The 21,721-nt window shown below is 38.5% G+C and carries 18 protein-coding genes; 11 read left to right on the forward strand and 7 right to left on the reverse strand.

The window, feature by feature from the left end; genetic code table 11:
- Positions 1 to 5: 5 nt before the first annotated feature.
- From CA265_01995 to CA265_02040, 10 genes are all read left to right on the forward strand, one after another.
- Positions 6 to 1,190 carry a cell division protein FtsW gene (locus tag CA265_01995; GenBank protein ARS42859.1) on the forward strand — a complete coding sequence of 395 codons (1,185 nt, stop codon included), beginning with the start codon at positions 6 to 8 and terminating at the stop codon, positions 1,188 to 1,190.
- 84 nt (positions 1,191 to 1,274) lie between these two features.
- Positions 1,275 to 2,378 (forward strand): undecaprenyldiphospho-muramoylpentapeptide beta-N-acetylglucosaminyltransferase, encoded by a 1,104-nt coding sequence (locus tag CA265_02000; GenBank protein ID ARS38517.1) that lies wholly within the window; start codon positions 1,275 to 1,277, stop codon positions 2,376 to 2,378.
- A gap of 80 nt (positions 2,379 to 2,458) precedes the next feature.
- Complete coding sequence (locus CA265_02005; protein ARS38518.1) at positions 2,459 to 3,814, forward strand: UDP-N-acetylmuramate--L-alanine ligase; 1,356 nt, start codon at positions 2,459 to 2,461, stop codon at positions 3,812 to 3,814.
- Positions 3,807 to 5,057, forward strand: coding sequence for a cell division protein FtsQ (locus tag CA265_02010; GenBank protein ARS38519.1), 1,251 nt, complete (start codon positions 3,807 to 3,809; stop codon positions 5,055 to 5,057). The genes CA265_02005 and CA265_02010 overlap by 8 nt, the downstream gene beginning before the upstream one ends.
- 5 nt (positions 5,058 to 5,062) lie before the next feature.
- Positions 5,063 to 6,421, forward strand: coding sequence for a cell division protein FtsA (locus CA265_02015; GenBank protein ID ARS38520.1), 1,359 nt, complete (start codon positions 5,063 to 5,065; stop codon positions 6,419 to 6,421).
- A gap of 130 nt (positions 6,422 to 6,551) precedes the next feature.
- Positions 6,552 to 8,183, forward strand: a complete 1,632-nt coding sequence (locus tag CA265_02020) for a cell division protein FtsZ (GenBank protein ID ARS42860.1) — start codon at positions 6,552 to 6,554, stop codon at positions 8,181 to 8,183.
- Positions 8,184 to 8,349: 166 nt separating this feature from the next.
- On the forward strand, positions 8,350 to 9,591 hold the full coding sequence (locus CA265_02025) for an 8-amino-7-oxononanoate synthase (protein ARS38521.1): 1,242 nt from the start codon (positions 8,350 to 8,352) through the stop codon (positions 9,589 to 9,591).
- Between the two features lie 262 nt (positions 9,592 to 9,853).
- The gene (locus CA265_02030) at positions 9,854 to 10,030 is read left to right on the forward strand and encodes a histone H1 (GenBank protein ARS38522.1); all 177 of its coding nucleotides are present in this window, start codon (positions 9,854 to 9,856) and stop codon (positions 10,028 to 10,030) included.
- A gap of 309 nt (positions 10,031 to 10,339) precedes the next feature.
- Positions 10,340 to 11,323: a hypothetical protein gene (locus tag CA265_02035; protein ARS38523.1), complete on the forward strand. Its 984-nt coding sequence runs from the start codon at positions 10,340 to 10,342 to the stop codon at positions 11,321 to 11,323.
- A gap of 185 nt (positions 11,324 to 11,508) precedes the next feature.
- On the forward strand, positions 11,509 to 11,991 hold the full coding sequence (locus CA265_02040) for an N-acetyltransferase (GenBank protein ID ARS38524.1): 483 nt from the start codon (positions 11,509 to 11,511) through the stop codon (positions 11,989 to 11,991).
- A 122-nt stretch (positions 11,992 to 12,113) separates the two neighbouring features.
- On the opposite strand, the gene CA265_02045 is transcribed toward CA265_02040, so the two are convergent.
- The 5 genes from CA265_02045 to CA265_02065 form a co-directional block, all read right to left on the reverse strand.
- Positions 12,114 to 12,404, reverse strand: a complete 291-nt coding sequence (locus CA265_02045; GenBank protein ID ARS38525.1) for a hypothetical protein — start codon at positions 12,402 to 12,404, stop codon at positions 12,114 to 12,116.
- 220 nt (positions 12,405 to 12,624) lie between these two features.
- A complete protein-coding gene (locus CA265_02050; protein ID ARS38526.1) occupies positions 12,625 to 13,512 on the reverse strand; it encodes a 4-hydroxy-tetrahydrodipicolinate synthase in 888 nt (295 codons plus the stop codon).
- A 138-nt stretch (positions 13,513 to 13,650) separates the two neighbouring features.
- Positions 13,651 to 15,666 carry a DNA ligase (NAD(+)) LigA gene (locus tag CA265_02055; GenBank protein ARS38527.1) on the reverse strand — a complete coding sequence of 672 codons (2,016 nt, stop codon included), beginning with the start codon at positions 15,664 to 15,666 and terminating at the stop codon, positions 13,651 to 13,653.
- A 30-nt stretch (positions 15,667 to 15,696) separates the two neighbouring features.
- Positions 15,697 to 17,199: a hypothetical protein gene (locus tag CA265_02060; protein ID ARS38528.1), complete on the reverse strand. Its 1,503-nt coding sequence runs from the start codon at positions 17,197 to 17,199 to the stop codon at positions 15,697 to 15,699.
- A gap of 37 nt (positions 17,200 to 17,236) precedes the next feature.
- Complete coding sequence (locus tag CA265_02065; GenBank protein ID ARS38529.1) at positions 17,237 to 17,911, reverse strand: hypothetical protein; 675 nt, start codon at positions 17,909 to 17,911, stop codon at positions 17,237 to 17,239.
- A 170-nt stretch (positions 17,912 to 18,081) separates the two neighbouring features.
- Here CA265_02065 and CA265_02070 point away from each other — a divergent pair, with 170 nt between their 5' ends.
- Positions 18,082 to 19,368 (forward strand): tyrosine--tRNA ligase, encoded by a 1,287-nt coding sequence (locus CA265_02070; GenBank protein ARS38530.1) that lies wholly within the window; start codon positions 18,082 to 18,084, stop codon positions 19,366 to 19,368.
- 474 nt (positions 19,369 to 19,842) lie between these two features.
- Here the strand turns inward: CA265_02070 and CA265_02075 are convergent, their stop codons facing one another.
- A complete protein-coding gene (locus tag CA265_02075) occupies positions 19,843 to 20,640 on the reverse strand; it encodes a hypothetical protein (GenBank protein ID ARS38531.1) in 798 nt (265 codons plus the stop codon).
- A complete protein-coding gene (locus tag CA265_02080; GenBank protein ID ARS38532.1) occupies positions 20,640 to 20,879 on the reverse strand; it encodes a hypothetical protein in 240 nt (79 codons plus the stop codon). The genes CA265_02075 and CA265_02080 overlap by 1 nt, the downstream gene beginning before the upstream one ends.
- Positions 20,880 to 21,721: the final 842 nt, after the last annotated feature.

Genomic DNA, 21,721 nt, shown 5'->3' on the forward strand with positions numbered 1-21,721 from the left:
ATATGTTGCAGGCACTACTTAATAAAACAAAAGGCGATAGATGGATCTGGTTGATCATCATCCTGCTTTCGCTTATATCTGTAATGGCAGTGTACAGTGCAACAGGTACCTTAGCCTATAAAAAAGGAGAAGCCGTAGAGAAGCTTTTGCTCACCAAGCACTTAATTTTTGTGTTGATGGGTATCGGGATGATCTATATCGCCCACCTGCTCGATTACCGCTATTATGCAGGTATTTCGAAGGTGCTGATGATTGTAACCATTCCGCTGTTGTTTTATACGCTGATATTCGGAACCAACTTAAATGATGCTTCCAGGTGGGTTAAAATACCGGTAATCGGATTAACTTTTCAAACTTCCGATTTAGCCAAGCTGGCCTTGATTACTTTTTTGGCCCGGATGCTGACCAAAAAGCAGGAAAATATTAAAAATGTTAAAGAGTCATTTATACCAATTATGGGCTCGGTTTGTGTGGTATTCGTTTTAATCGCACTGGCTAACCTGTCTACAGCATTAATGCTGTTTGGTGTAAGCATATTGCTGTTAATTATTGGTAGGATCAGTATTAAACAGATCGCGATTGTTTGTGCAGGCGGTTTCGTACTGCTGCTGTTTGTTTTCTTTTTAGGACCAAGAAGGAAAACCTACATGTCGCGTATCAATACGTTTATACATCCCGAGATGCAGCATTCAGATAAAACTTTCCAGGCAGATCAGGCAAAAATTGCCTTAGCTACTGGTGGTGTTTTTGGTAAAGGACCAGGTAATAGTACGCAGCGCAATTTCCTACCACACCCGTATTCCGATTTTATTTTCGCCATTATTATTGAAGAATGGGGAACTGTGGGAGGAATTGTAATCATGATACTATACCTGGTGCTTTTATACCGATGTATCAAGATCGTAACCCGAGCGCCCAAGGCCTTTGGTGCGCTGCTTGCAGCCGGACTGAGTTTCAGTCTCACCATTCAGGCCTTCGCCAATATGGCGGTAGCTGTAGGGCTGGGGCCGGTAACAGGGGTTCCGCTTCCATTGGTTAGTATGGGTGGTACATCCATGATCTTTACAAGTGTGGCTTTTGGGATTATCCTCAGCGTAAGCCGTGATGTAGAAGAAAATGCAAAACTCACACCGAAAGAAGAAAAAATAAATAATAAAATAATTGTTGGAGAGATTCCAGCGATAGCGTAATTAATGATTGTATTATAGAATGTAATGATTGCTGTTAAGTACTCACTCAATCAAAATTCACTCATTTAATAATTAAGAAATAAAATGAATAATTCCCCAAAAATTATCATATCAGGTGGTGGCACCGGCGGGCATATTTTTCCCGCCGTGGCCATAGCCAATGCGCTAAAACGCATGGTGCCAGCCTGTGAAATTTTGTTTGTGGGTGCTATAGGTCGAATGGAAATGGAAAAAGTTCCTGCAGCCGGATATAAAATTATAGGATTGAATATTAGCGGGATGCAACGTGGCTCGATTATTAAAAATCTGGCGCTCCCCTTTAAGGTAATCGGTAGCGTGCGCAAAGCCATGCAGATTATTAATGATTTTAAACCCGATGCCGTAGTAGGTGTGGGTGGTTATGCCTCAGGGCCGCTATTGTATGCAGCCTCTTTGAAAGGAATTCCTTACCTCATACAGGAACAGAATTCTTATGCCGGAATAACCAATAAGTGGTTAGGTAAAAAAGCTTCGAAAATCTGTGTCGCCTTTGATGACATGGATCAGTTTTTTCCGGCGGATAGAATTTTGAAAACAGGGAATCCTGTCCGCCAGGAAGTGGTGGATATAAAAGGCAAACATTTTCAGGGCGCCGAACTGTTAAAACTCGATCCATTGAAAAAGACCATTATGGTTACCGGTGGAAGTTTGGGCGCAGGCACATTGAACAAAGCAATTGAAAAACATTTACCAGCTATTCTTGCACAAGATGTACAGGTGATCTGGCAAACAGGTAAATATTACTACAAAGGGATTATAGAAAGATTGGGCTTAGACTATCACCCCAATGTTCGCATCCTGGAGTTTTTAAATAAAATGGATCTGGCTTATGCCGCAGCGGATGTGATTGTGAGCCGGGCAGGTGCCGGAACCATAGCAGAACTTTGTTTAATTAAAAAACCGGTGATACTGGTGCCTTCGCCAAATGTAGCAGAAGACCATCAAACTAAAAATGCGATGGCCCTGGTTAAAAACGGAGCAGCAATATTAATTAACGACCGCTCTGCAGAAGATACCCTGGTTAAAGAAGCATTAGCCCTGTTAAACAATAAAGAGCAGTGCGAAACGCTTGCCGAAAATTTAGCTAAGATGGCATTGCCAGAAGCAGATGAAATTATTGCGAACGAAGTATTGAAATTGATTAAGTAAAGATATGAGAAACTAGATGTAGGATATGAGTTCAGACTATTTGTCTAGTGCCTCAAATCTCCCATCTCAAATCTAATAAAATGGAACTAAGTAAAATAAATAGGGTTTTCTTTGTAGGTATCGGTGGTATCGGCATGAGTGCGCTTGCCCGTTATTTTGCTAAACGCGGACAGGTAGTTTGTGGTTACGATAAAACCAGGACCAGGCTGACCGAAACCTTAGAGCAGGAAGGCATTCTCATTACTTATCTTGATGAAGCCTCTTCGCTGCCTTGTGCATTTTTGGATAATCATGATGATACCCTCGTGGTTTACACCCCGGCGATTCCAAAAGATTCCAAAATTTTAAACCATTTTATAAGTAAAGGTTTCGCGCTTAAAAAGCGTTCTGAGGTTTTAGGGATTATCAGTAAAGGGATGTTCTGTATTGCGGTTGCGGGTACGCATGGCAAAACTACGACATCTTCTATTGTTGCACATATTTTAAAAGATACCGGCTACGATTGTACGGCCTTTTTAGGCGGGATAACCAGTAACTATAACAGTAATGTGCTTTTTGGGAAAAACAACGTGGTAGTGGTAGAAGCTGATGAATATGATCGTTCGTTTCTAACCCTGCACCCGGATGTGGCCGTAGTAACCTCAATGGATGCCGATCATTTGGATATTTATGGCGATAAAAGCCATCTGGAAGAATCTTTCCGTTTGTTTGCCGGCCAGTTGAAAGCCGAAGGGGTACTTTATGCACATGAAGGATTACCGCTGGAAAAAAGCATCAGTTATGCCGCAAGTTCAACAGCAACAGCGAGGGCGGAAAATTTAAGGGTAGAAGGATCGAAATTTGTTTTTGATTATACCGATAGCACCCAAAGTGTCAAAGACATCAGTTTAATGCTTCCCGGTAAGCACAATGTCGAAAATACAACGGTTGCCATTGCTATTGCCTTACAGCTAGGTATCGATGCTGAAAAAGTAAAACAAGCGGTTGCAAACTTCAAGGGTGTTAAACGCCGCTTCGAATATATTGTGAATAATGGCAGTCAGATTTATATTGATGATTATGCACATCATCCTGAAGAACTGAGGGCTTGTTTTGATGCCGTGAGGCAGTTGTACCCTGATAAAAAGTTAACCGTAATTTTTCAGCCGCATCTGTTCACACGGACAAGGGATTTTGCAGATGAATTTGCAAAAGTTTTAAGCACTGCCGACGAACTGATGTTACTGGAGATTTATCCGGCGAGAGAATTGCCCATTGAAGGGATAAATTCACAGTTTTTATTGGATAAAATCACTTTAGCAGATAAGAAAATATGTGGAAAAGATTTTGTGGTTCAGCAGGTTAAGAACACAAAACCTGAATTAATTTTAACAGTGGGTGCGGGAGATATCGATACGATTATCGAGCCCCTTAAAAATATATTAAACAATGCTTAAACGGATAAACTGGAGCGCAATTTTTACTGGCTTTGTCTGGCTGATCAGCCTGGCAGGGGTGGTGGTGCTTTTGAGTTTTATCAATGTGAAGAAACAGACGGTTAAATGTACCGATGTTAAGATTTTAATTCCAGGCGCTGATAATTTTATTGAGCGTGAAGAAATTGATGCCATTTTAAAAGAAGATCAGGGTGTGCTTTTAGGGCGTAACCTCGAAAACATCAATATTCATAAGATCGAGAAAAAACTGCAGTCTAATCCTTACATCGGCTTTGCCAAGGTATATGTAGATATGGATGGAGTACTGCACATCGAAGTAAAACAACGCCAGCCTATCCTTCGTATATTGAACGAAAACGGGCAGGACTTTTACATTGATAATGATGGATTGAAAATGCCTATTTCTTCAAACTTCACTGCTAATGTACTTGTGGCAACAGGACATATTACAGAAGTTTTTGGAAGTCGTGTAGATACCCTGCATACCCAACTGGCAAGAGATTTATATAAAACTGCTCAGTACATTAAAAAAGATACCCTTTGGGATTCGCAGATTGAGCAGATTGTGGTTGATCAGAAAAACGACATCGAACTGATACCAAGGGTCGGTAATCAGCGGATTGTTTTGGGTAATGCCGATTCGCTGGAGAAGAAAATGAAGAACCTGTTATTGTTTTATAAAAAAGCAATGCCTCAGGTAGGCTGGGATACTTATAAAACCATCAATATTAAATATACCAACCAGATTGTTTGCGAAAAAAGAGATTCGACAGAATTAGGAAAAAAAGCAAAAACAATTTCTGCCGCCGATAGTTTGAGGATACAGCGAAACGTGACCGATTCATTAATCAAGAGTACAATTGTTGCTGCGATGGATGACCGGCCTGAGGCAGATGAAGCAGAGAAGGAAGCGCCCAAAAAGCCCGAACCTAAAAAAGTGGAACCAAAAAAGGTAGAAGCACCTAAAGCTGAAGTGAAAAAGGCAGAGCCCAAAAAAGCTGAAGTAAAAACAGTAGTGCCTAAAAAAACGGAACCCATTAAAACAGAAGTAAAAAAGCCGGCAGTTACGCAGGCCACTAAACCAAAGGAAACAAAACCTGCGGATAAAAAAGAAAAACCGAAGCAAACGGTAACAACACAGCCAAAGCCGGCAAAATCTGAGGCAGATTTAAAAAAACAGAGAGAGGCAAGAGAGAAAGAAATCAGGGCCCTGGAAAAACAGTATAAAACTCAGCAAAATTAACGAATATGGACAAGGCAAAATTTACCAGTCAGTCGCCCATTGTAGTAGGATTGGATATCGGTACTACAAAAATTTGTGTTATCGTTGGTCGTAGAACACAACACGGTAAGATAGAAATCTTAGGAATAGGCAAAGCAGAATCGGCGGGTGTGACACGTGGAGTGGTTTCTAACATTCAAAAAACCGTGCAGGGTATTGCTCAAGCAGTTGAAGTAGCAAGCGGACAATCTAATGTAGAGATACAGGTGGTGAATGTGGGTATTGCTGGTCAGCACATTAAGAGCTTACAGCACAGAGGAATTTTAACAAGAAGAGAATTAAATAACGAAATCGGTAAAAAAGATATCGATAAGTTAATTGATGATATGTTTAAACTGGTAATGCCACCGGGTGAGGAGATCATCCATGTATTACCACAGGAATTTACCATCGATAACGAGCCGGGAATCAAAGATCCGATTGGTATGGCAGGGGTTCGCCTTGAAGCTAACTTCCATATCATTTCAGGTCAGGTTACGGCTGTAAAAAATATTATCAAATGTGTAAACAATGCAGGCTTGCAAACTCAGGATTTAATTCTTGAGCCATTGGCTTCTTCTGAATCGGTGTTGAGCGAGGAAGAAAAAGAAGCTGGTATTGCATTGGTTGATATTGGTGGTGGTACTACAGATATTGCCATTTTCCACGAAGGTATTATTCGTCACACAGCAGTGATCCCTTTTGGTGGCAATAGTGTTACCGAAGATATCAGAGAGGGTTGCTCTGTTATGCGTAACCAGGCTGAGTTGTTAAAAACACGTTTTGGTTCGGCATTGGCTGAGGAGAATAAGGAAAACGAAATTATTTGCGTTCCGGGTTTACGTGGCCGCGAACCAAAAGAAATTTCGGTTAAAAACCTGGCTTACGTGATTCAGGCCCGTATGGAAGAAATTATTGAACACGTATATTACGAAATCAAATCTTCCGGATACGAGAAAAAACTGATCGGTGGTATTGTAATTACCGGAGGTGGTGCTTTATTAAAACACTTGTCTCAGGCGGTTGAATATGTAACCGGTTTAGATTGCCGTATTGGTTACCCGAACGAGCATTTATCTAAATATGAAGATATGCCTAAAGCCATTTACGATGACCTGAAAAGCCCGATGTATGCAACCAGTGTTGGCTTGCTGATCAAAGGAATCCAGAAAGCAGAAGAGTTAATTGAAGAAATGAAACAGCCCGGTGTTTTTGTAGAAAAACCAAAAACAGCAAAAGAAAAAGAGAAACGAGGACCAGGTTTGTTTGATAAATTACTGGCAAAAACAAGAACTTTCATTCAGGATGACATGAATGTAAGCGATGAAGATTACTTAAAAAGTTAATTATTTTTCCACAAAAGATGAGTTTTCCACATTATTAACAGTTGTGGAAAACGTCTGTTGAAAAAGTGTTAATATTACATTGAGTAATGAACAGAATTTAAAAATTTTTAAACAACTGATTCATAAAGATATGCAGTTCGAAATGTTAAAAGATAAGTCTTCAATCATCAAGGTAATTGGTGTTGGAGGCGGTGGCGGCAACGCAGTGAACCATATGTACCTGTCTGGTATTACTGGTGTGGATTTTATTATTTGTAATACAGATGCCCAGGCTTTGGAATCTAGCCCTATACCTAACAAGGTACAATTAGGTGCTAGCTTAACCGAAGGAATGGGGGCTGGTTCTATTCCTGAGGTTGGTAAAAACTCAGCTATAGAGAATATAGATGATATTAAGGCAATGTTAGGTAGTACAACCAAAATGCTTTTTATTACAGCAGGAATGGGTGGTGGTACCGGAACAGGTGCTTCTCCAATCATTGCAAAAGCAGCTAAAGAACTTGATATTTTAACTGTGGCCATCATTACTACACCATTTTCTTTCGAAGGAAAAAGACGTAGACTGCAGGCCGACGAGGGAATGGAAGAGTTGAAGAAATACGTAGATTCTTACCTGGTGATCTCTAACGATCGCCTGCGCGAAATCTTCGGAAACTTAACCCTGGGTTCTGCATTTGGTCAGGCCGACGATATTTTAACGACGGCAGCAAAAGGTATTGCAGAGATTATTACGGTGCCAGGTTATATCAACGTGGATTTTAAAGATGTGCGTACGGTAATGAAAGATAGTGGCGTAGCCATTATGGGTAGTTTTGCCGCTGAGGGCGAAGACCGTGCATTACAGGCTGTAGAGGGCGCTTTGGCTTCTCCATTATTAAAAGATAACGAAATCGAAGGTGCCCGTTACATTTTATTGAACATCAGCTCTGGTTTACGTGAAGTAACCATGGATGAGGTTTCGATCATTACGGATTACATTCAGGAGAAAGCCGGTTTGTCGGCTGATTTAATCTGGGGTAACTGTACCGACGAATCTTTAAGCGATAAACTTTCGGTAACCATTATTGCTACAGGTTTCCAAACATCAGAAGAACGCGTAAACGAAGAAAAAAATAAAAAGAAAATATCACTTTTAACACCTGAAGAAGCGCCGTTGGTTCGTCCCGTTGAACCAGTAAATTCTTTCATTCAGCCTAAAACAACGCCATCTTACGAGCCTGTTTTAAAAACGAAGGAAGAAGTTTCGCAGGCAGATCTTTTTGGTGGTATGTTCAATAAATCTGAGCCTCAAAAGGTTCAGGAGCCAGAAAATAACGTGGTTCGCCATACTTTGATGGAGGAAGAATCTCAGGTAGAAGAAGTACAGGAAACTGGTTTTGAGTTTGAAGTAAAATTAGCTGAAACTAATTTTGTATTCGAAACACCGGTTGCCCAAATGCCGCCAATGCCTGAGCCTGAACCAGAAATCGAAATGCCGGTTGTAGGTTTAGACGACGACAAAAGTGATGAATCGATGGAAGAGCAATTAAAAAAATCTAAAGAACGTATCTTACGTTTGAAAGATTTAAGTATGAAATTGCGTACCACCAATGGTTTACAGGAATTGGAAAACGAACCTGCTTACAAACGCAAACAAATGCAGTTGCAGCAAGTTCAGCATTCTTCAGAATCGCAGGTGAGCAGGTTTACTTTAAGCAACGATCAGGACGGTGGTACTGAGATCAGACCGAACAATTCTTTCTTGCACGATAACGTTGATTAAAACAAACCAAATATAATTTTAAAGCCCCGATGTAAAATCGGGGCTTTTTTGGCATAAAATTGGAGTGTTAAAAAATCTTAATTAACACCTAAAAGATCATTAGGTTGATTTTAAGACGAATAAAGCTTAAATTCGCAAAATTTTATTATAAAAAACACATAATACATTGGATATATTTGATAAGATAGCAAAGCACATGGGGCCACTTGGCCAACACCAGAAATGGTCTCATGGGTATTTCTCATTTCCAAAATTAGAGGGAGAAATTGCACCTCACATGCAGTTTCGTGGAAAAGAGCATTTGGTTTGGAGTTTAAATAACTACTTAGGCTTAGCCAATCACCCGGAAGTTAGAAAAGCAGATGAAGAAGCTGCTGCAAAATTTGGTATGGCTTACCCGATGGGTGCCCGTATGATGAGCGGTAACTCAAACTATCACGAACAGCTGGAGCAAGAACTTGCAGAATTTGTAGGCAAACCTGATGCATTTTTATTAAACTACGGATATCAGGGTATGGTATCTATCATCGATACCTTAGTTGATCGGAATGATGTGGTGGTATATGATGCAGAATCGCATGCCTGTATTGTAGATGGATTACGTTTACACATGGGTAAACGATTTGTTTACAAACATAATGATATTGAAAGTGCCCGTAAGCAATTAGAGCGTGCAACCAAACTGGTTGAAGAAACTGGTGGCGGTATTCTTTTAATTACGGAAGGTGTTTTCGGAATGAGCGGTGCCCAGGGTAAATTAAAGGAAATTGTTGACCTTAAAAAAGATTTCAACTTCCGTATCCTGGTTGATGATGCACATGGTTTTGGCACAATGGGTAAAACCGGTGCGGGTACACACGAAGCACAAGACTGTATTGAAGGAATTGATGTTTACTTTGGAACCTTCGCCAAATCAATGGCAGGTATTGGTGCTTTCGTTGCTTCAACAGAACAAATTACCAACTTCTTAAGGTATAACATGCGTTCTCAGACTTTTGCTAAGGCATTACCTATGCCAATGGTAATCGGTTTGTTAAAACGCTTAGAATTGCTAAAAAGCAAGCCTGAATTAAAAGATAAACTTTGGGAAATTGCAATGACCTTGCAAAAAGGATTACGCGAACGCGGATTCGATTTAGGGGTTACCGATTCAGTAGTTACGCCTGTTTTCTTAAAAGGTGAACTTTCTGATGCGACTGCAATTACTTACGACTTACGCGAGAACTACAGCATCTTTTGCTCAATCGTAGTTTATCCGGTAATTCCAAAAGGCATGATTGAACTGCGTTTAATTCCTACAGCTGTTCACACGCTGGAAGATGTACAACGTACTTTAGATGCTTTTAGCGAAGTTGCTGAAAAATTAGAAAACGGATATTATAAAGAGAATCTATTCGCTACCGTTTAAGATCAATGAAAATTTTACAAAGCCCTTTAAATGCGTTTAAAGGGCTTTTTTATGGAGTGGTTTTTTGTAAAAACCTGTATTACAGCTGTTTGAGCTGGTTATTTTTCAGGTAATATGTTTATAAATGCATAGAATGTGGAAAAAAACGGCGTAGAAGGCCGTTTTTTATTCTTCTAAAAATTTTTTTATTTCATCAAACCCTTTAAATTAGAGTAGATAATTAAAAACTAAAAACCTTAAAGAACCATAGGAGTAATTAAAAATGAAAAAATTCGAAGAAGTAAAAAGTTTAGTGGCAGCTTTAGAAGCTGATGCAGACAAATTTTATAACAAAGGTAACAGCGCTGCTGGAACCCGTATACGTAAAGGTATGCAGGATTTGAAAAACTTAGCTCAGGCCATTCGTTTAGAAGTTCAGGAAACCAAAAACAAAGCTTAAGCGACCAAAATATTATAATGAAGAGCCTCAGGATATTTCTGAGGCTTTTTTTGTACACTACATTTTCCTATTGCTATTTATCACTAAATATCATCTTTACTGTAAAATATATAAGACAAATTATCTTTCATTGCTTAACTTTCCTTAGCTTTCTATTTATTTGCTCCAGCCAGCCTTTTAGGTACAAACATTAAACGAAAATTTTGATTTTAGGGTATATGGAAAGCTTTGTGTTCAGTCAAAGTAGATAAAGCATACCAATTGCGTCATTCATTTGGTATGAAGTGCTAACATTATTAACGGTATAAGGTGTCAAAACATTTGCAATACAATAAAGCAGAAAGTAAGGATGTAGGGTATGTGTTGAATGTGCTGGGTAGCGTGCATCCTGTAGATACTAAATTGAAAGAAGAATTTGAGCAACACCTTTTAACGCTAAGTATTAAAAAAGACCAGATACTGTTCAATGAGAATGAAGTATGCGAGTACATCTATTTCATTGTTAAAGGCGCTGTAATGGGTTGCACCACCCATAATAAACAGAAAATAACAACCTATATCTCAGTCGAAAATGATTTTGTAAGTTCTATATCAGGTCTTCATGGATCGGGTTATTCGGAAGAATATGTGGTAGCTGTTGAAGATACAGATCTGTTGGCCATCCACAATAATGAACTCAATCGGCTTTTTGCACATCACTTCGAGCTCAATTATATCTTTAGGGTTGTTTTAGAAAAATATTACAAAGATGCCCAGCACAGAGCACATATTATACGTGTGGGGAATGCAAAAGAAAGGTATCTGTATTTTGCCAAAACTAATCCGGGTTATTTAGACCGTCTGCCTTTGGAACTGGTGGCTTCTTTGCTGAATGTTAAGGCCTCTACACTTTTATCCATCAAGAAAAATTTTTCAAAACCTAAAGAGCGTAGCAGAGACCTGGAAGAATGTGGGCGAAAATTGGAACTCTACGTGAACAAACATCAATTGTTCAGGCAAAAAGATATCAGGCTCCATTCTCTCGCTCAGAAAATAGGGATAAGCAGTCATCAACTTTCTGTTGTATTAAACAGCTATTTCAATAAAAGCTTTATTGATTATATTAACCAGTATCGGGTAACCTGGATCAAGGATAGCATCCGCAATCCGGAGATTATGCAAAATTTCACGCTGGAGGCATTGGCTTACAGTGCAGGTTTTTCTTCCAGGAGTGCTTTCTATAACGCTTTTAAAAAAGTAGTGGGAATGAGCCCTGTTGAGTATTCAAAGAACATCGGGAAAGAAAAACGTTAGCTTAACGTTTTTGTTACAGAAACGTCGCTTTAAGCTGCTTTTTGCCGGCTAGTTGTACTGATTTATAATATAGGACAAACTTGGTCCGGTTATCTTCGCCAGAAGTGGCCTGAATAGCTAATTTCGTTCAATAAACGTTAACGATATAGCTTTCACTGGCTTTTTAGCCACAATTGATTAAAACTATGATAAGAATAATGCGTGCTGCAGACTGGAGTGAGGTTAGTGCTATTTATCAGGAAGGAATCGATACAGGTACGGCGAGTTTTAGAACCCCTGATATTTCCTGGAAAGACTGGGATTCATCACACCTTAAAGCTTGCAGGTTTGTGGCCTGCAAAGGTAAAGAAATTATAGGCTGGAGCGCGCTTTTGCCGGTATCTGCAAATTACGATATTGGTAGGGTAGGCGAGATAGAAGTGTATGTTAAACATGGCTCCAAAGGCCAGGGGATAGGCTCCTTATTATTGGATGCCTTGGTTAAAGAAAGTGAAAATAAAGGCATTTGGATGCTTCAGGCAGGAATTTTTCTACAAAATTCAGCCATATTGAAAATCCACGAAAAAGCGGGCTTTAGGGTAGTAGGATACAGGGAAAAAATAGGCAAAGCCAAAGGCGTATGGCAGGATAACCTGCTGATGGAACGCCGGAATAAATTAATTGCTTAATATTTTTATAAGAGAGATTGTATTATAAATGCAATCTCTCTTCAAATGCTTTCATGTTGAGCTTGTCGAACATATTTCAACAGGCTCAGGATGACAAATCTTATAAAAATCTCCTTTTCTACTTAACGGATAAATTTATAATCGTCTAATCGGTCTGATTTTACAAAACGCGTAAGTTTTCCCTGATAAAAATAAAAGAATGTAAATGGTTCCGGTTTGGGAATAAACGATGTGGTGATAATGCGATAAATACTCGTTCCATCATCATTGGCCAGCATCAGTTCTGCAGAGCGGTTAGCACGTTTAAATTCATTTTCCGGCATACCGATCGTAATCGACGATTCCTGGTAGGATCTGCTCTTGCAGCCCATAGCCATTACCGCCACCAGGGCGATTAATACTAATTTTTTCATTGTGTGTTTAATTTGTGTGTATCGAAGCCAATTCAATAATGATGCCCTTAATATGCTTAAAACGCTTGTAGGATTGCAGTTTTTAGCGTTTGTTTTAAGGTGTTGATTGTCAGAATATTAATTTGCGTAATTTTTTATTTACACACAAAAAAACAGATTGTCTTCATTTACTTTTCAGCAAAATCAAACAATCTGTTCTAAAATATGATTATGGAGCAGTTTAAGCTACTTCACTCAGTTTTTCTATTTCTGCTATAATTGATTTTTCTAATGATGCAGAAGCTTTAACCAATGGTAATCTTACCGTATCGCCACAAACACCTAGATGTTTTAATGCCGCTTTTATTCCTGCCGGATTCCCCTCAGCAAAAGCCAAACGGGTGAATTCTATTAAGCCTAAATGAGCAGGCAAAGCAGCTTTATAATCGCCAGCTAAACATAGTTTTACCATATCAGAGAACTGTTTAGGTAAAGCGTTTCCGATTACTGAAATAATCCCTGCAGCACCTAACGCGATCATGGGCAAAGTAACCGGGTCATCACCAGAGATTAAAAGAAAATCTGCTGGTTTATCTCTCATTATCTGGTTAAACTGATCAAAACTACCTGAAGCTTCTTTGGTAGCAATAATGTTTTTAAAATCATGCGCCAGTCTGCAGGTCGTTTCCGGACTCATGTTGCTTCCTGTACGACCTGGTACATTATATAAAATCAAATCTAAAGGAGAAATTTCAGCTAAATATTTATAATGCTGATAAATTCCTTCCTGAGTAGGTTTATTGTAATAAGGACTAACCGATAAAATTGCGCTATAACCAGCAGCATCCAAAGATTTAATATCTTCAGCCACGGCTAATGTGTTATTGCCACCTATGCCGGCAACTAACGGTAATCTGTTGTTATTAATTTCAGCAGTATAGGCCCACACCTTCTTCTTCTCGTCCTTGGTCATTGTAGCGGTTTCGCCGGTTGTACCTAAAGAAACGAGGTAATCTATCCCTCCGTCTACCAAATGATTAATCAGGTTTTTTAAGCCGTTATAATCAACTGATCCATCTGTGTTGAAAGGTGTAACCAATGCCACACCAGTACCCTGAAATTTGTTCATTATATAATTTACTTTTTGTTTTTACCACGGAGCCACAAAGGGCACCAGGCTTTTATCTTTAGGTTATAAATAGCTATCTATAACTCTTTTTATTCCATCTTTTATTTTTGCCTCATTAAAATTAATGAGTAATGCATATTAACTTTTTAGCATTTCTAAAAGTTCTGCGTCGCTGATGATCGGAACGTTTAACTTATTGGCTTTTTCCAGCTTTGATGGGCCCATATTGTCGCCTGCAACCAGGTAGTTCAATTTGCCTGAAATACCGCTCAGCATCTTGCCTCCATTGGCTTCAATCATGTCTTTCAGTTCATCGCGGCTAAAGTTTTCAAAAACGCCCGAAATTACGAATGTTTTTCCAATAAGCCTATCACTATCAAGCGTAATTATCTTTTCTTCAATTTCAAACTGTAATCCTGCCGATTTTAATAATTCTACCTGCTGTAAATGCTCAGATTTTCCAAAATACTCAACAATACTCTCTGCAATCCGTTGCCCAATCTCATCAATTGCGATGAGTTCCTCTACTGTGGCATTAGCAAGTTTGTCGATATTCTTCACCCCAGCAGCAGTTTTTTTCGCAACCGTCTCACCAACATATCGGATGCCTAACCCAAAAAGTACTTTTTCAAAGGGCATTTCCTTCGATTTTTCAATCCCGGCAAGCATGTTTTCGATTGATCGTTCCCCGAAACGGTCTAAGGTTTTTAACTGATCAGATTTTTGATACAAGGTATATAAATCGCTGATATGGTTTACCAGGCCGTGTTTGTAAAATGTTTCGATGGTTTCATCACCGAGTCCATCGATATTCATCGCTTTGCGTGAAATGAAATGCTGAATTTTTCCCACAATCTGCGGCGGACAACCTTCATCATTGGGGCAGTAATGTACTGCTTCACCTTCTTTTCTGATCAGTTCGGTTCCGCACTCCGGGCAATGATGAAGGTAATGTACCTTGGTTGAGCCAGGTAAGCGTTTATCAAGATTTACCTTGATGATTTTTGGAATAATCTCACCCCCTTTTTCTACATAAACGGTATCACCTTCATGTAAATCTAAACGATCTATCTCATTGGCGTTGTGCAATGTGGCCCGTTTAACCGTAGTACCAGCCAATAACACAGGTTTTAAATTGGCAACCGGCGTAACGGCACCGGTTCTGCCGACCTGATAAGTTACTTTTTCTAAAACGGTTTCAACCTCGGCTGCTTTGTATTTATATGAGATGGCCCAACGTGGCGATTTGGAGGTAAAACCCAATTCTTGTTGTTGGGCATAACTGTTTACCTTGATTACAATGCCATCAATATCATAACTCAGTTTAAAACGTTCGTTTTCCCAATGGTGGATAAATTCCAGTACAGCATCAATGTTAGCAACCAGGCGATTGTGTTCGCAAACATGAAAACCCCAATCTTTTACAGCATTTAAACTTTCCCAATGGGTTTTGAATTCATTTTTATCGGTGTACAGGAAATAAATAAAACCATCTAAAGGTCGTTTAGCGACTTCTTTGCTATCCTGCATTTTTATGGTACCTGATGCAAAGTTGCGCGGATTGGCATAAGGGATTTCGCCCAGTTCTTCCCGCGCTGCATTTAAACGTAAAAATGCAGCTTTGTGCATAAAAATCTCCCCACGGATTTCGAAATGTTCAGGTGCAACGGTCGGCTTAATCTGATGCGGGATGGTGTGAATGGTTTTTACATTGTTGGTAACATCATCGCCTTTAGTGCCATCACCACGGGTAACCGCACGTAAAAGTTTACCATTTTCGTAGGTAAGGCTAATGGATAGGCCATCAAATTTTAATTCGCAAACGTATTCAAAATTATCACCAATTGCTTTACGGATCCGCTCGTCAAAATCGCGGAGATCCTGCTCGTTATAGGTATTCCCCAATGATAACATCGGGTATTTGTGATTTACCGTAATGAAGTTTTTAGTAATATCGCCACCCACACGCTGCGTAGGCGAATTGGGATCGGCAAAATCAGGATTCGCTTTTTCGAGCTCGGCGAGGTGCTTTAATTTTTTATCAAACTCATAATCGCCAATGGTGGGCATAGCCAGTACATAATAATTATAATTGTGCTGGTTTAATTCGGCCACCAGGGCATCCATTTCTTGTTTTATTGCAGTTTGCGACATAAGACAAATATAGAAAAAGGAGCAGAGTGATTAATATTTTAGTTGTAAAAGCTGTAAATCTACTTTCTTGCTAAAAATGCCCATACGCTCAATAAATGGAATAATAAAACTACCATTTAGCCAGCTGATGGACTCGGTATTGGCATAATAAGAATTTTTGATGTCGTCCTTAGATATCAGATTGATTTTGTTTATTGTACCCGATTCCAAGTTCATTTCAGCATATACGGTAGCAACTGAAGTAAGACCATCTTTTTGGTTAGCTAAGATTCGAAGGGTTTTCTCTGCCAGGTTGAACGAAACCTCTGATCCCTCTCCCGCGATACTACTTGTATAATCACGGGGCAAGAATTGATGATAAAGTGGTTTCATTTGAACATCATAGGCATTCATCAGAAGTGATCCCTCAGATGTAATAGAACCATGGCTGCTCGTAACAGAGAACCTTGGGGAAATAGTAACGAGAAGCGTATTGTTGTATTCTGCAATATGTCTGATATTCATGTATTTAATATCTGAGAAAGTCAGATCGTTGAATTTTTTGTTGACCGGTACAAAAGACTTTTGCAGTTCTTTAATATGGGTTTTATCAAAAACTTCCTTTGTAGAGGTATAGGTGCCGTTATTGAAATCGATTCTTGCAATTAACGTAGAGCGTTCCTTGTTCGTATTTTTGTAGAATATGCCAATGTAATTTACCAGGGGCTTTTTACTACTTGCAAAACTTATCGACGATATTTCATCCTGATTAAAAGCATCCAAAGGAATGCTAACGGTTTTAAGTGGGCTGGGGTTGCTGCTCAAATAAATTGCAACATTGCATTTTCCTTTCGAAGCATCTACCGTACTGATGATAAAACTGCCGTCATCTCCACAAGATGCTTTCCAGGTATCTCCATCTGGCATTTCAGGCTCCATTTTTTGAATCTGCTCCAGTTTATCATTAAAATCGATTACGGTGTAGCTTTGAGATTCATTAAAATCCTTATCCATTTTTAGTGCCGTGAAGAAGCCAACAACAGGTAATCCAATATGCACCTTGCGTTTTAGGCCGGTTAATCTGGTGGCCATCTTAAAATAAGAGCCATCTTTAGCCATAAAAAATTCTGGTGTTTCAACATAATCTTTGCTTCCTTCGTAAATTACTTTTTCGGAAAGTATTTTACCGGTTTTTTCTTCGAGAAGATAGGCTTTAAACTGGTTGGTGAAACTTTTGAAATAACTGCGGTCTGAAGCAGCAATAACCATGATATTGTTTTTGAACTTTCCAATGGCCATTGGAAAACCGACAAGTGTTGTCAGCCATTGCTGACTGAGCTTATCATCAACGGTAACCACTGCAAAGTCGGCTTTGGGAACGTCAACAATCATGGCGATGGCATTACCCGATAAATCTACCTTAGTGCCATAATTACTATCATAAGAAGCCCTGATGTTCCAAGTTGGTTTTTTAATGACATTAATCTGCTGTTGAGCGAAGGTATTGAACTGCAAAAAGATAAGCAATAGGGAGAGAATTAGTTTAATTTTCATTTAGTTATTTGGTTTTTGCCCAAATATATCAAAATAATCAAACCAGTTTTTTCTCAATTTCCTTAAAAATATCCATATAGTCTTTTTCTAAAACCACTTTGAAAAGGCCCAGCTGAAAAGTAAGCTCCTGCAACTGCTTTTCACTTAATGTTTCTGGCCATAAACGCATACAGATTCTGTTAAGGGCATAACTGATGTTTTCGAGTTTTTGATAGCTTAACAGGTATTTACTGCTGATGAATTTTGCTAAAAACCCAAAAAATACTTCAGGATCTTTTAGCTTGCAGTGCTCCAGAAAATCGCTTAATGATTCTTTTTTTACTGCTTCGAGTTTATCGTAAAAATGGTTTACCTGGATTAAGTTGTGTTCAACCAATAAATGATCCAATAAAAGTTCTAAGCCAATATGCGCGAGAAATGAGGGACGAACTGCTGTATTTTCAACTATAGGTTTAATGAGCTGCTTAAGTTCGGTGGTTTTTTCCAAAAAGAAATTAGAGGAATGAAAAAGCAGGTCGACAGCTAAATGTCTTTTCCAGCCAAAAAGCAGGTTTTCCTCATCAGGATTTCCTTTAAACAAGAATTCGTTTTTCTGTGGGTATAAATTTGCCTCTTTGGCAGCATTTTTAATCAGATCTGGCAAAACCGTTCCCATTACCACATTGGCATCATTATTTGTCCGGTCGAAATAATAATGGGATAAAAAGTTCATCTTGCAATGTAATGTTTTCTTGTATTGTTGTAAAGAACCAATAGTAAAATATTGGTAAGGATAGGAGGTGGAAAGATCAATTATGGTAACTCAATTACAATACCAACTAATTTGCTTTAAACTAAGCTAAAATTTTATCTTTGCACCCACATTATTAAAGTGTTTGTACAATGACGAATTTTGTTGAAGAGTTAAGATGGCGTGGCATGCTGCATGATATTATGCCGAATACGGAGGAAAAGTTAAACGAGGGTATGACTTCTGGTTATATCGGTTTCGACCCCACCGCAGATTCGTTGCACGTTGGTCACTTAACGCAGATCATGACACTGATTCATTTTCAAAATGCCGGGCACAAACCATTTGCTTTGGTTGGTGGTGCTACGGGTATGGTGGGCGATCCATCAGGCAAATCTGATGAACGTAATCTTCAGACCCCTGAAATGATTGAGCATAACCTGAAAGGGATGAAAAAGCAATTGGCTAAATTCTTAAAATTTGAAGAAGGTGGAAATGGCGCAGTAATGGTTAACAATGCCGATTGGTTTAAGGATATGAATCTTTTTACCTTTATCAGGGATGTAGGTAAACACATTACCGTAAATTACATGATGGCGAAAGACAGCGTTAAAAGACGTTTGGAGGGTGATTCTGGTCTGTCTTTTACCGAGTTCTGTTACCAGTTGATTCAGGGTTACGATTTCTATCATTTATGGAAAAACGAAAACTGCTTGGTACAGATGGGCGGATCTGATCAATGGGGTAATATTGTTACCGGTACAGAGCTGATCAGAAGAAAAGATGCCGGTACAGCTTATGCCATTACCACACAATTGATCAAAAAGGCAGATGGAACCAAATTCGGTAAAACCGAGAGTGGTGCAGTTTGGTTAGACCCAGAGAAAACTTCTCCATATAAATTTTACCAGTTCTGGTTGAATGCATCCGATGACGATGTGAAAAAATGGATCCGCATTTTTACCCTTAAAAATAAGGAAGAAATAGAAGCCTTAGAAAAAGAACATGATGCGGCACCACATTTGCGTATCCTGCAGAAAGCTTTAGCTGAAGATATCACCATCAAAACACACTCAGTGGAAGCGTTGGAAACGGCTATTAAAACTTCAGAATTCTTGTTCGGAAACGGATCTTTAGAATTTTTGAAAAGCTTGTCAGAAAATCAGGTGTTAGAAATGTTCGAAGGTATTCCGCAGTTTAATATTTCGAAATCTGAATTGGCTGATGGCATTGATGCGGCTACTTTATTTGCAGAAAAGGCTGCTGTTTTCTCCTCTAAAGGCGAAACCAAAAAACTGATCCAGGGTGGAGGTGTTTCTGTAAATAAAGAAAAAGTAGCAGATGCTACCCAGGTTTTCAATACCGCTCATTTGATCAACGATAAATTTATTGTGGTACAAAAAGGAAAGAAAAACTACTTCCTTTTAATCGCAGATTAATATTTTCGGGCCCAATGAAATTAAAGGTAAAAGATTTATTCATTGGGCTCGAATTTAAGATAGAACAGGAAGTTGATCTCCCAGCAGAAATTCTTTTAGCGCGTATCACTAAATAATTAAAAAAACAGGATTACCTGATTTTAGATCGATCAATTCAAAAAATCCTGTTTGAACAAAGATACCTTCATGAGAAGGTCACAATCTTTTATATTTGGGATAAAGTAAGAAATGGTAGTTTCGAAGTAGTTGAAAATGATAGCCATCAAATCTTAAAATTTCTGTTTTCGGTATCAATATCTGGGATAATTCTGTCCATCCTTACCCTAATTAGGATATGTTGGATGGTTGGCTATATGGTTCCCTCTTGCACTTATTTTTACAATACTCACGACTCAAAGAGTAATCGATATCAAAAACAAGACAAACGAAATTTTTAAAGAGATTACCCGACCAGAAGCAAATTAATCATCGTCGTTATAATAAATTGGCTTTTAAAAATTTTTCTTTGATCTTAAGACTTTCGATCAACCGGTCGGCCATAAAGGTGAGCATTGATCCAGGTGTGTGCTCTTCCGCTTCGAAAGTGTTCATGTAATCTGATTTGTTAATCAATTTAATGAATATAGGAGGATATTTAAACTTAAGGAGAATGATGTTCATGATGATTCTTGCAATTCTTCCATTTCCATCACCAAAAGGATGGATCGTATTTAAAAATTGAAAATGAAATTCTGTTACAATCTTCAAGATGTGGTCATCATTCGCATTTAATGTCAATGAGGATAAACGGTGGTTTGTCTTTTTTATTAAATCTGAGACAGCCACGGGTACATCATGAGGTTGTTTGTAGTAATGAATTTTACCAGATGAACGGGTAGTTACATTCTCAAGGATTTTGTACTTTCCAGGATCGTAGTGGATCGAATCAGACCATTGATCGGGGCTTTGCATCAGTACTTTATGAAGACGTTTAATATTTGCCTCAGTAATCTTGGTTGCCTGGTATTGCCCGAAAACCTCATCAAGTACCTGTTGGTGATTTAAGATATCCAGACAATCGCTGGTGGATGTATTTTTAGGAGCTACAAATTCTTTTAGTAATTGTATGGTCTGCCCGTAGGTCAGCGCATTACCTTCTATCTTGTTCGAGTTATACGTAAAGTCAATCTTGATCTTTTCAATAAAGTCATGGTCCCAATCTTTACCTACATTAAAGGCATCTATTTTTTTTTTTAGGCGATCAATCTTTTTTAACTTCGCTAAAATATCCATTAAAGAAACTTAATATCATAATCAAAACCCTTGGTTTTTATCTTAAAAAGCCAGTTTTTGTAAAGATTTCTTCCAATCACAGGTTTTCCATCTTTGAGGATTAGGGTTTCTCCAAAGATAAAATGCTGGAGATCCTGCCGGAATTCCTTCCGGATATCATCCAGAAAAATTGTTTCCTTTTTATTTGAGATCTCAGATAGCTGTTTTAACCGCTTTGATATTACATTCAGGCTTGGCATTTCTTTATTTTAAGATTATCCCCTGGATCAAAATTAACAAATATTTGCTGACTTTTTTCTATAAGGGATATGATTTACTTTCTTTCAGAAAAGATTTTTAAATATCCTAATGGCAGAATTCTTCATTAGATCTATGTAAGTAAATTTACTCATATTCTACTAGGCGGTCCTTTTCATCTTTTTTACGGTTAAAGCGGTAAACCAGTGTTGCGGTGGTTAATCTTCTAATGCCGCTAAACTCGATTCTAAATAATAAGTAGCTGAAAACCTCTTCGGAAACTTTATTCGCGAATTCACAGGGGTAACCAAATAGGGCGGGTTGCTTTTATACACTTGATCTTAAAAAGAAAAAAGCCACTAAAGTGGCTTAAATGAGATGCTAATTTCTAGATTTTTTAGTTAAATACGTAAAACTTATTAAAGCACTTATAACATTTGTATCTCTTAACTGAAATCCACGGCATAAGCGTTTTAAAGATAAAGCCCCTTGGTACCCTATAGGTTTCGAAGTTTTTGCACTTCGGGCAAGATAGGCGGGTTTTAACTAAAGTCAGTTCTTCTGAGGGTTCCATAATAAGCATAGTTTGGTTGGGTAAATCAAACTTACGCAAAATAAAACCTAAGAATATCATAGAAAAACTACCATTTTGTTCATTTCATCGACTATTATTCAGTCTCAACATAAAATATGCGCAAACAGGCGCTTAAAGCTGCTTTTTGTTTTGTAATTTTTTGTTTATGTATCAGTTAACAGACAATAATCGAGCGTTTTTTTTACTCATAAGTGGGGGCAACTGAGCTATTGTTTCACGTTCCAGTAAAAACTGCTTAATGCAGCAATG

The sequence above is a fragment of the Sphingobacteriaceae bacterium GW460-11-11-14-LB5 genome (assembly GCA_002151545.1).
Taxonomy (GTDB): Bacteria; Bacteroidota; Bacteroidia; order Sphingobacteriales; family Sphingobacteriaceae; genus Pedobacter.

Excerpts from the sequence above, each read along its gene's own strand:
- CA265_02070 (ARS38530.1), top strand. The coding sequence starts at position 18,082 with ATGACGAATTTTGTTGAAGAGTTAAGATGGCGTGGCATGCTGCATGAT.
- CA265_02045 (ARS38525.1), bottom strand. The coding sequence starts at position 12,404 with ATGAAAAAATTAGTATTAATCGCCCTGGTGGCGGTAATGGCTATGGGC.
- CA265_02040 (ARS38524.1), top strand. The coding sequence starts at position 11,509 with ATGATAAGAATAATGCGTGCTGCAGACTGGAGTGAGGTTAGTGCTATT.
- CA265_02050 (ARS38526.1), bottom strand. The coding sequence starts at position 13,512 with ATGAACAAATTTCAGGGTACTGGTGTGGCATTGGTTACACCTTTCAAC.
- CA265_02065 (ARS38529.1), bottom strand. The coding sequence starts at position 17,911 with ATGAACTTTTTATCCCATTATTATTTCGACCGGACAAATAATGATGCC.
- CA265_02015 (ARS38520.1), top strand. The coding sequence starts at position 5,063 with ATGGACAAGGCAAAATTTACCAGTCAGTCGCCCATTGTAGTAGGATTG.
- CA265_02010 (ARS38519.1), top strand. The coding sequence starts at position 3,807 with ATGCTTAAACGGATAAACTGGAGCGCAATTTTTACTGGCTTTGTCTGG.
- CA265_02030 (ARS38522.1), top strand. The coding sequence starts at position 9,854 with ATGAAAAAATTCGAAGAAGTAAAAAGTTTAGTGGCAGCTTTAGAAGCT.
- CA265_02000 (ARS38517.1), top strand. The coding sequence starts at position 1,275 with ATGAATAATTCCCCAAAAATTATCATATCAGGTGGTGGCACCGGCGGG.
- CA265_02075 (ARS38531.1), bottom strand. The coding sequence starts at position 20,640 with ATGGATATTTTAGCGAAGTTAAAAAAGATTGATCGCCTAAAAAAAAAA.
- CA265_02005 (ARS38518.1), top strand. The coding sequence starts at position 2,459 with ATGGAACTAAGTAAAATAAATAGGGTTTTCTTTGTAGGTATCGGTGGT.
- CA265_02020 (ARS42860.1), top strand. The coding sequence starts at position 6,552 with ATGCAGTTCGAAATGTTAAAAGATAAGTCTTCAATCATCAAGGTAATT.
- CA265_02080 (ARS38532.1), bottom strand. The coding sequence starts at position 20,879 with ATGCCAAGCCTGAATGTAATATCAAAGCGGTTAAAACAGCTATCTGAG.
- CA265_02060 (ARS38528.1), bottom strand. The coding sequence starts at position 17,199 with ATGAAAATTAAACTAATTCTCTCCCTATTGCTTATCTTTTTGCAGTTC.
- CA265_02055 (ARS38527.1), bottom strand. The coding sequence starts at position 15,666 with ATGTCGCAAACTGCAATAAAACAAGAAATGGATGCCCTGGTGGCCGAA.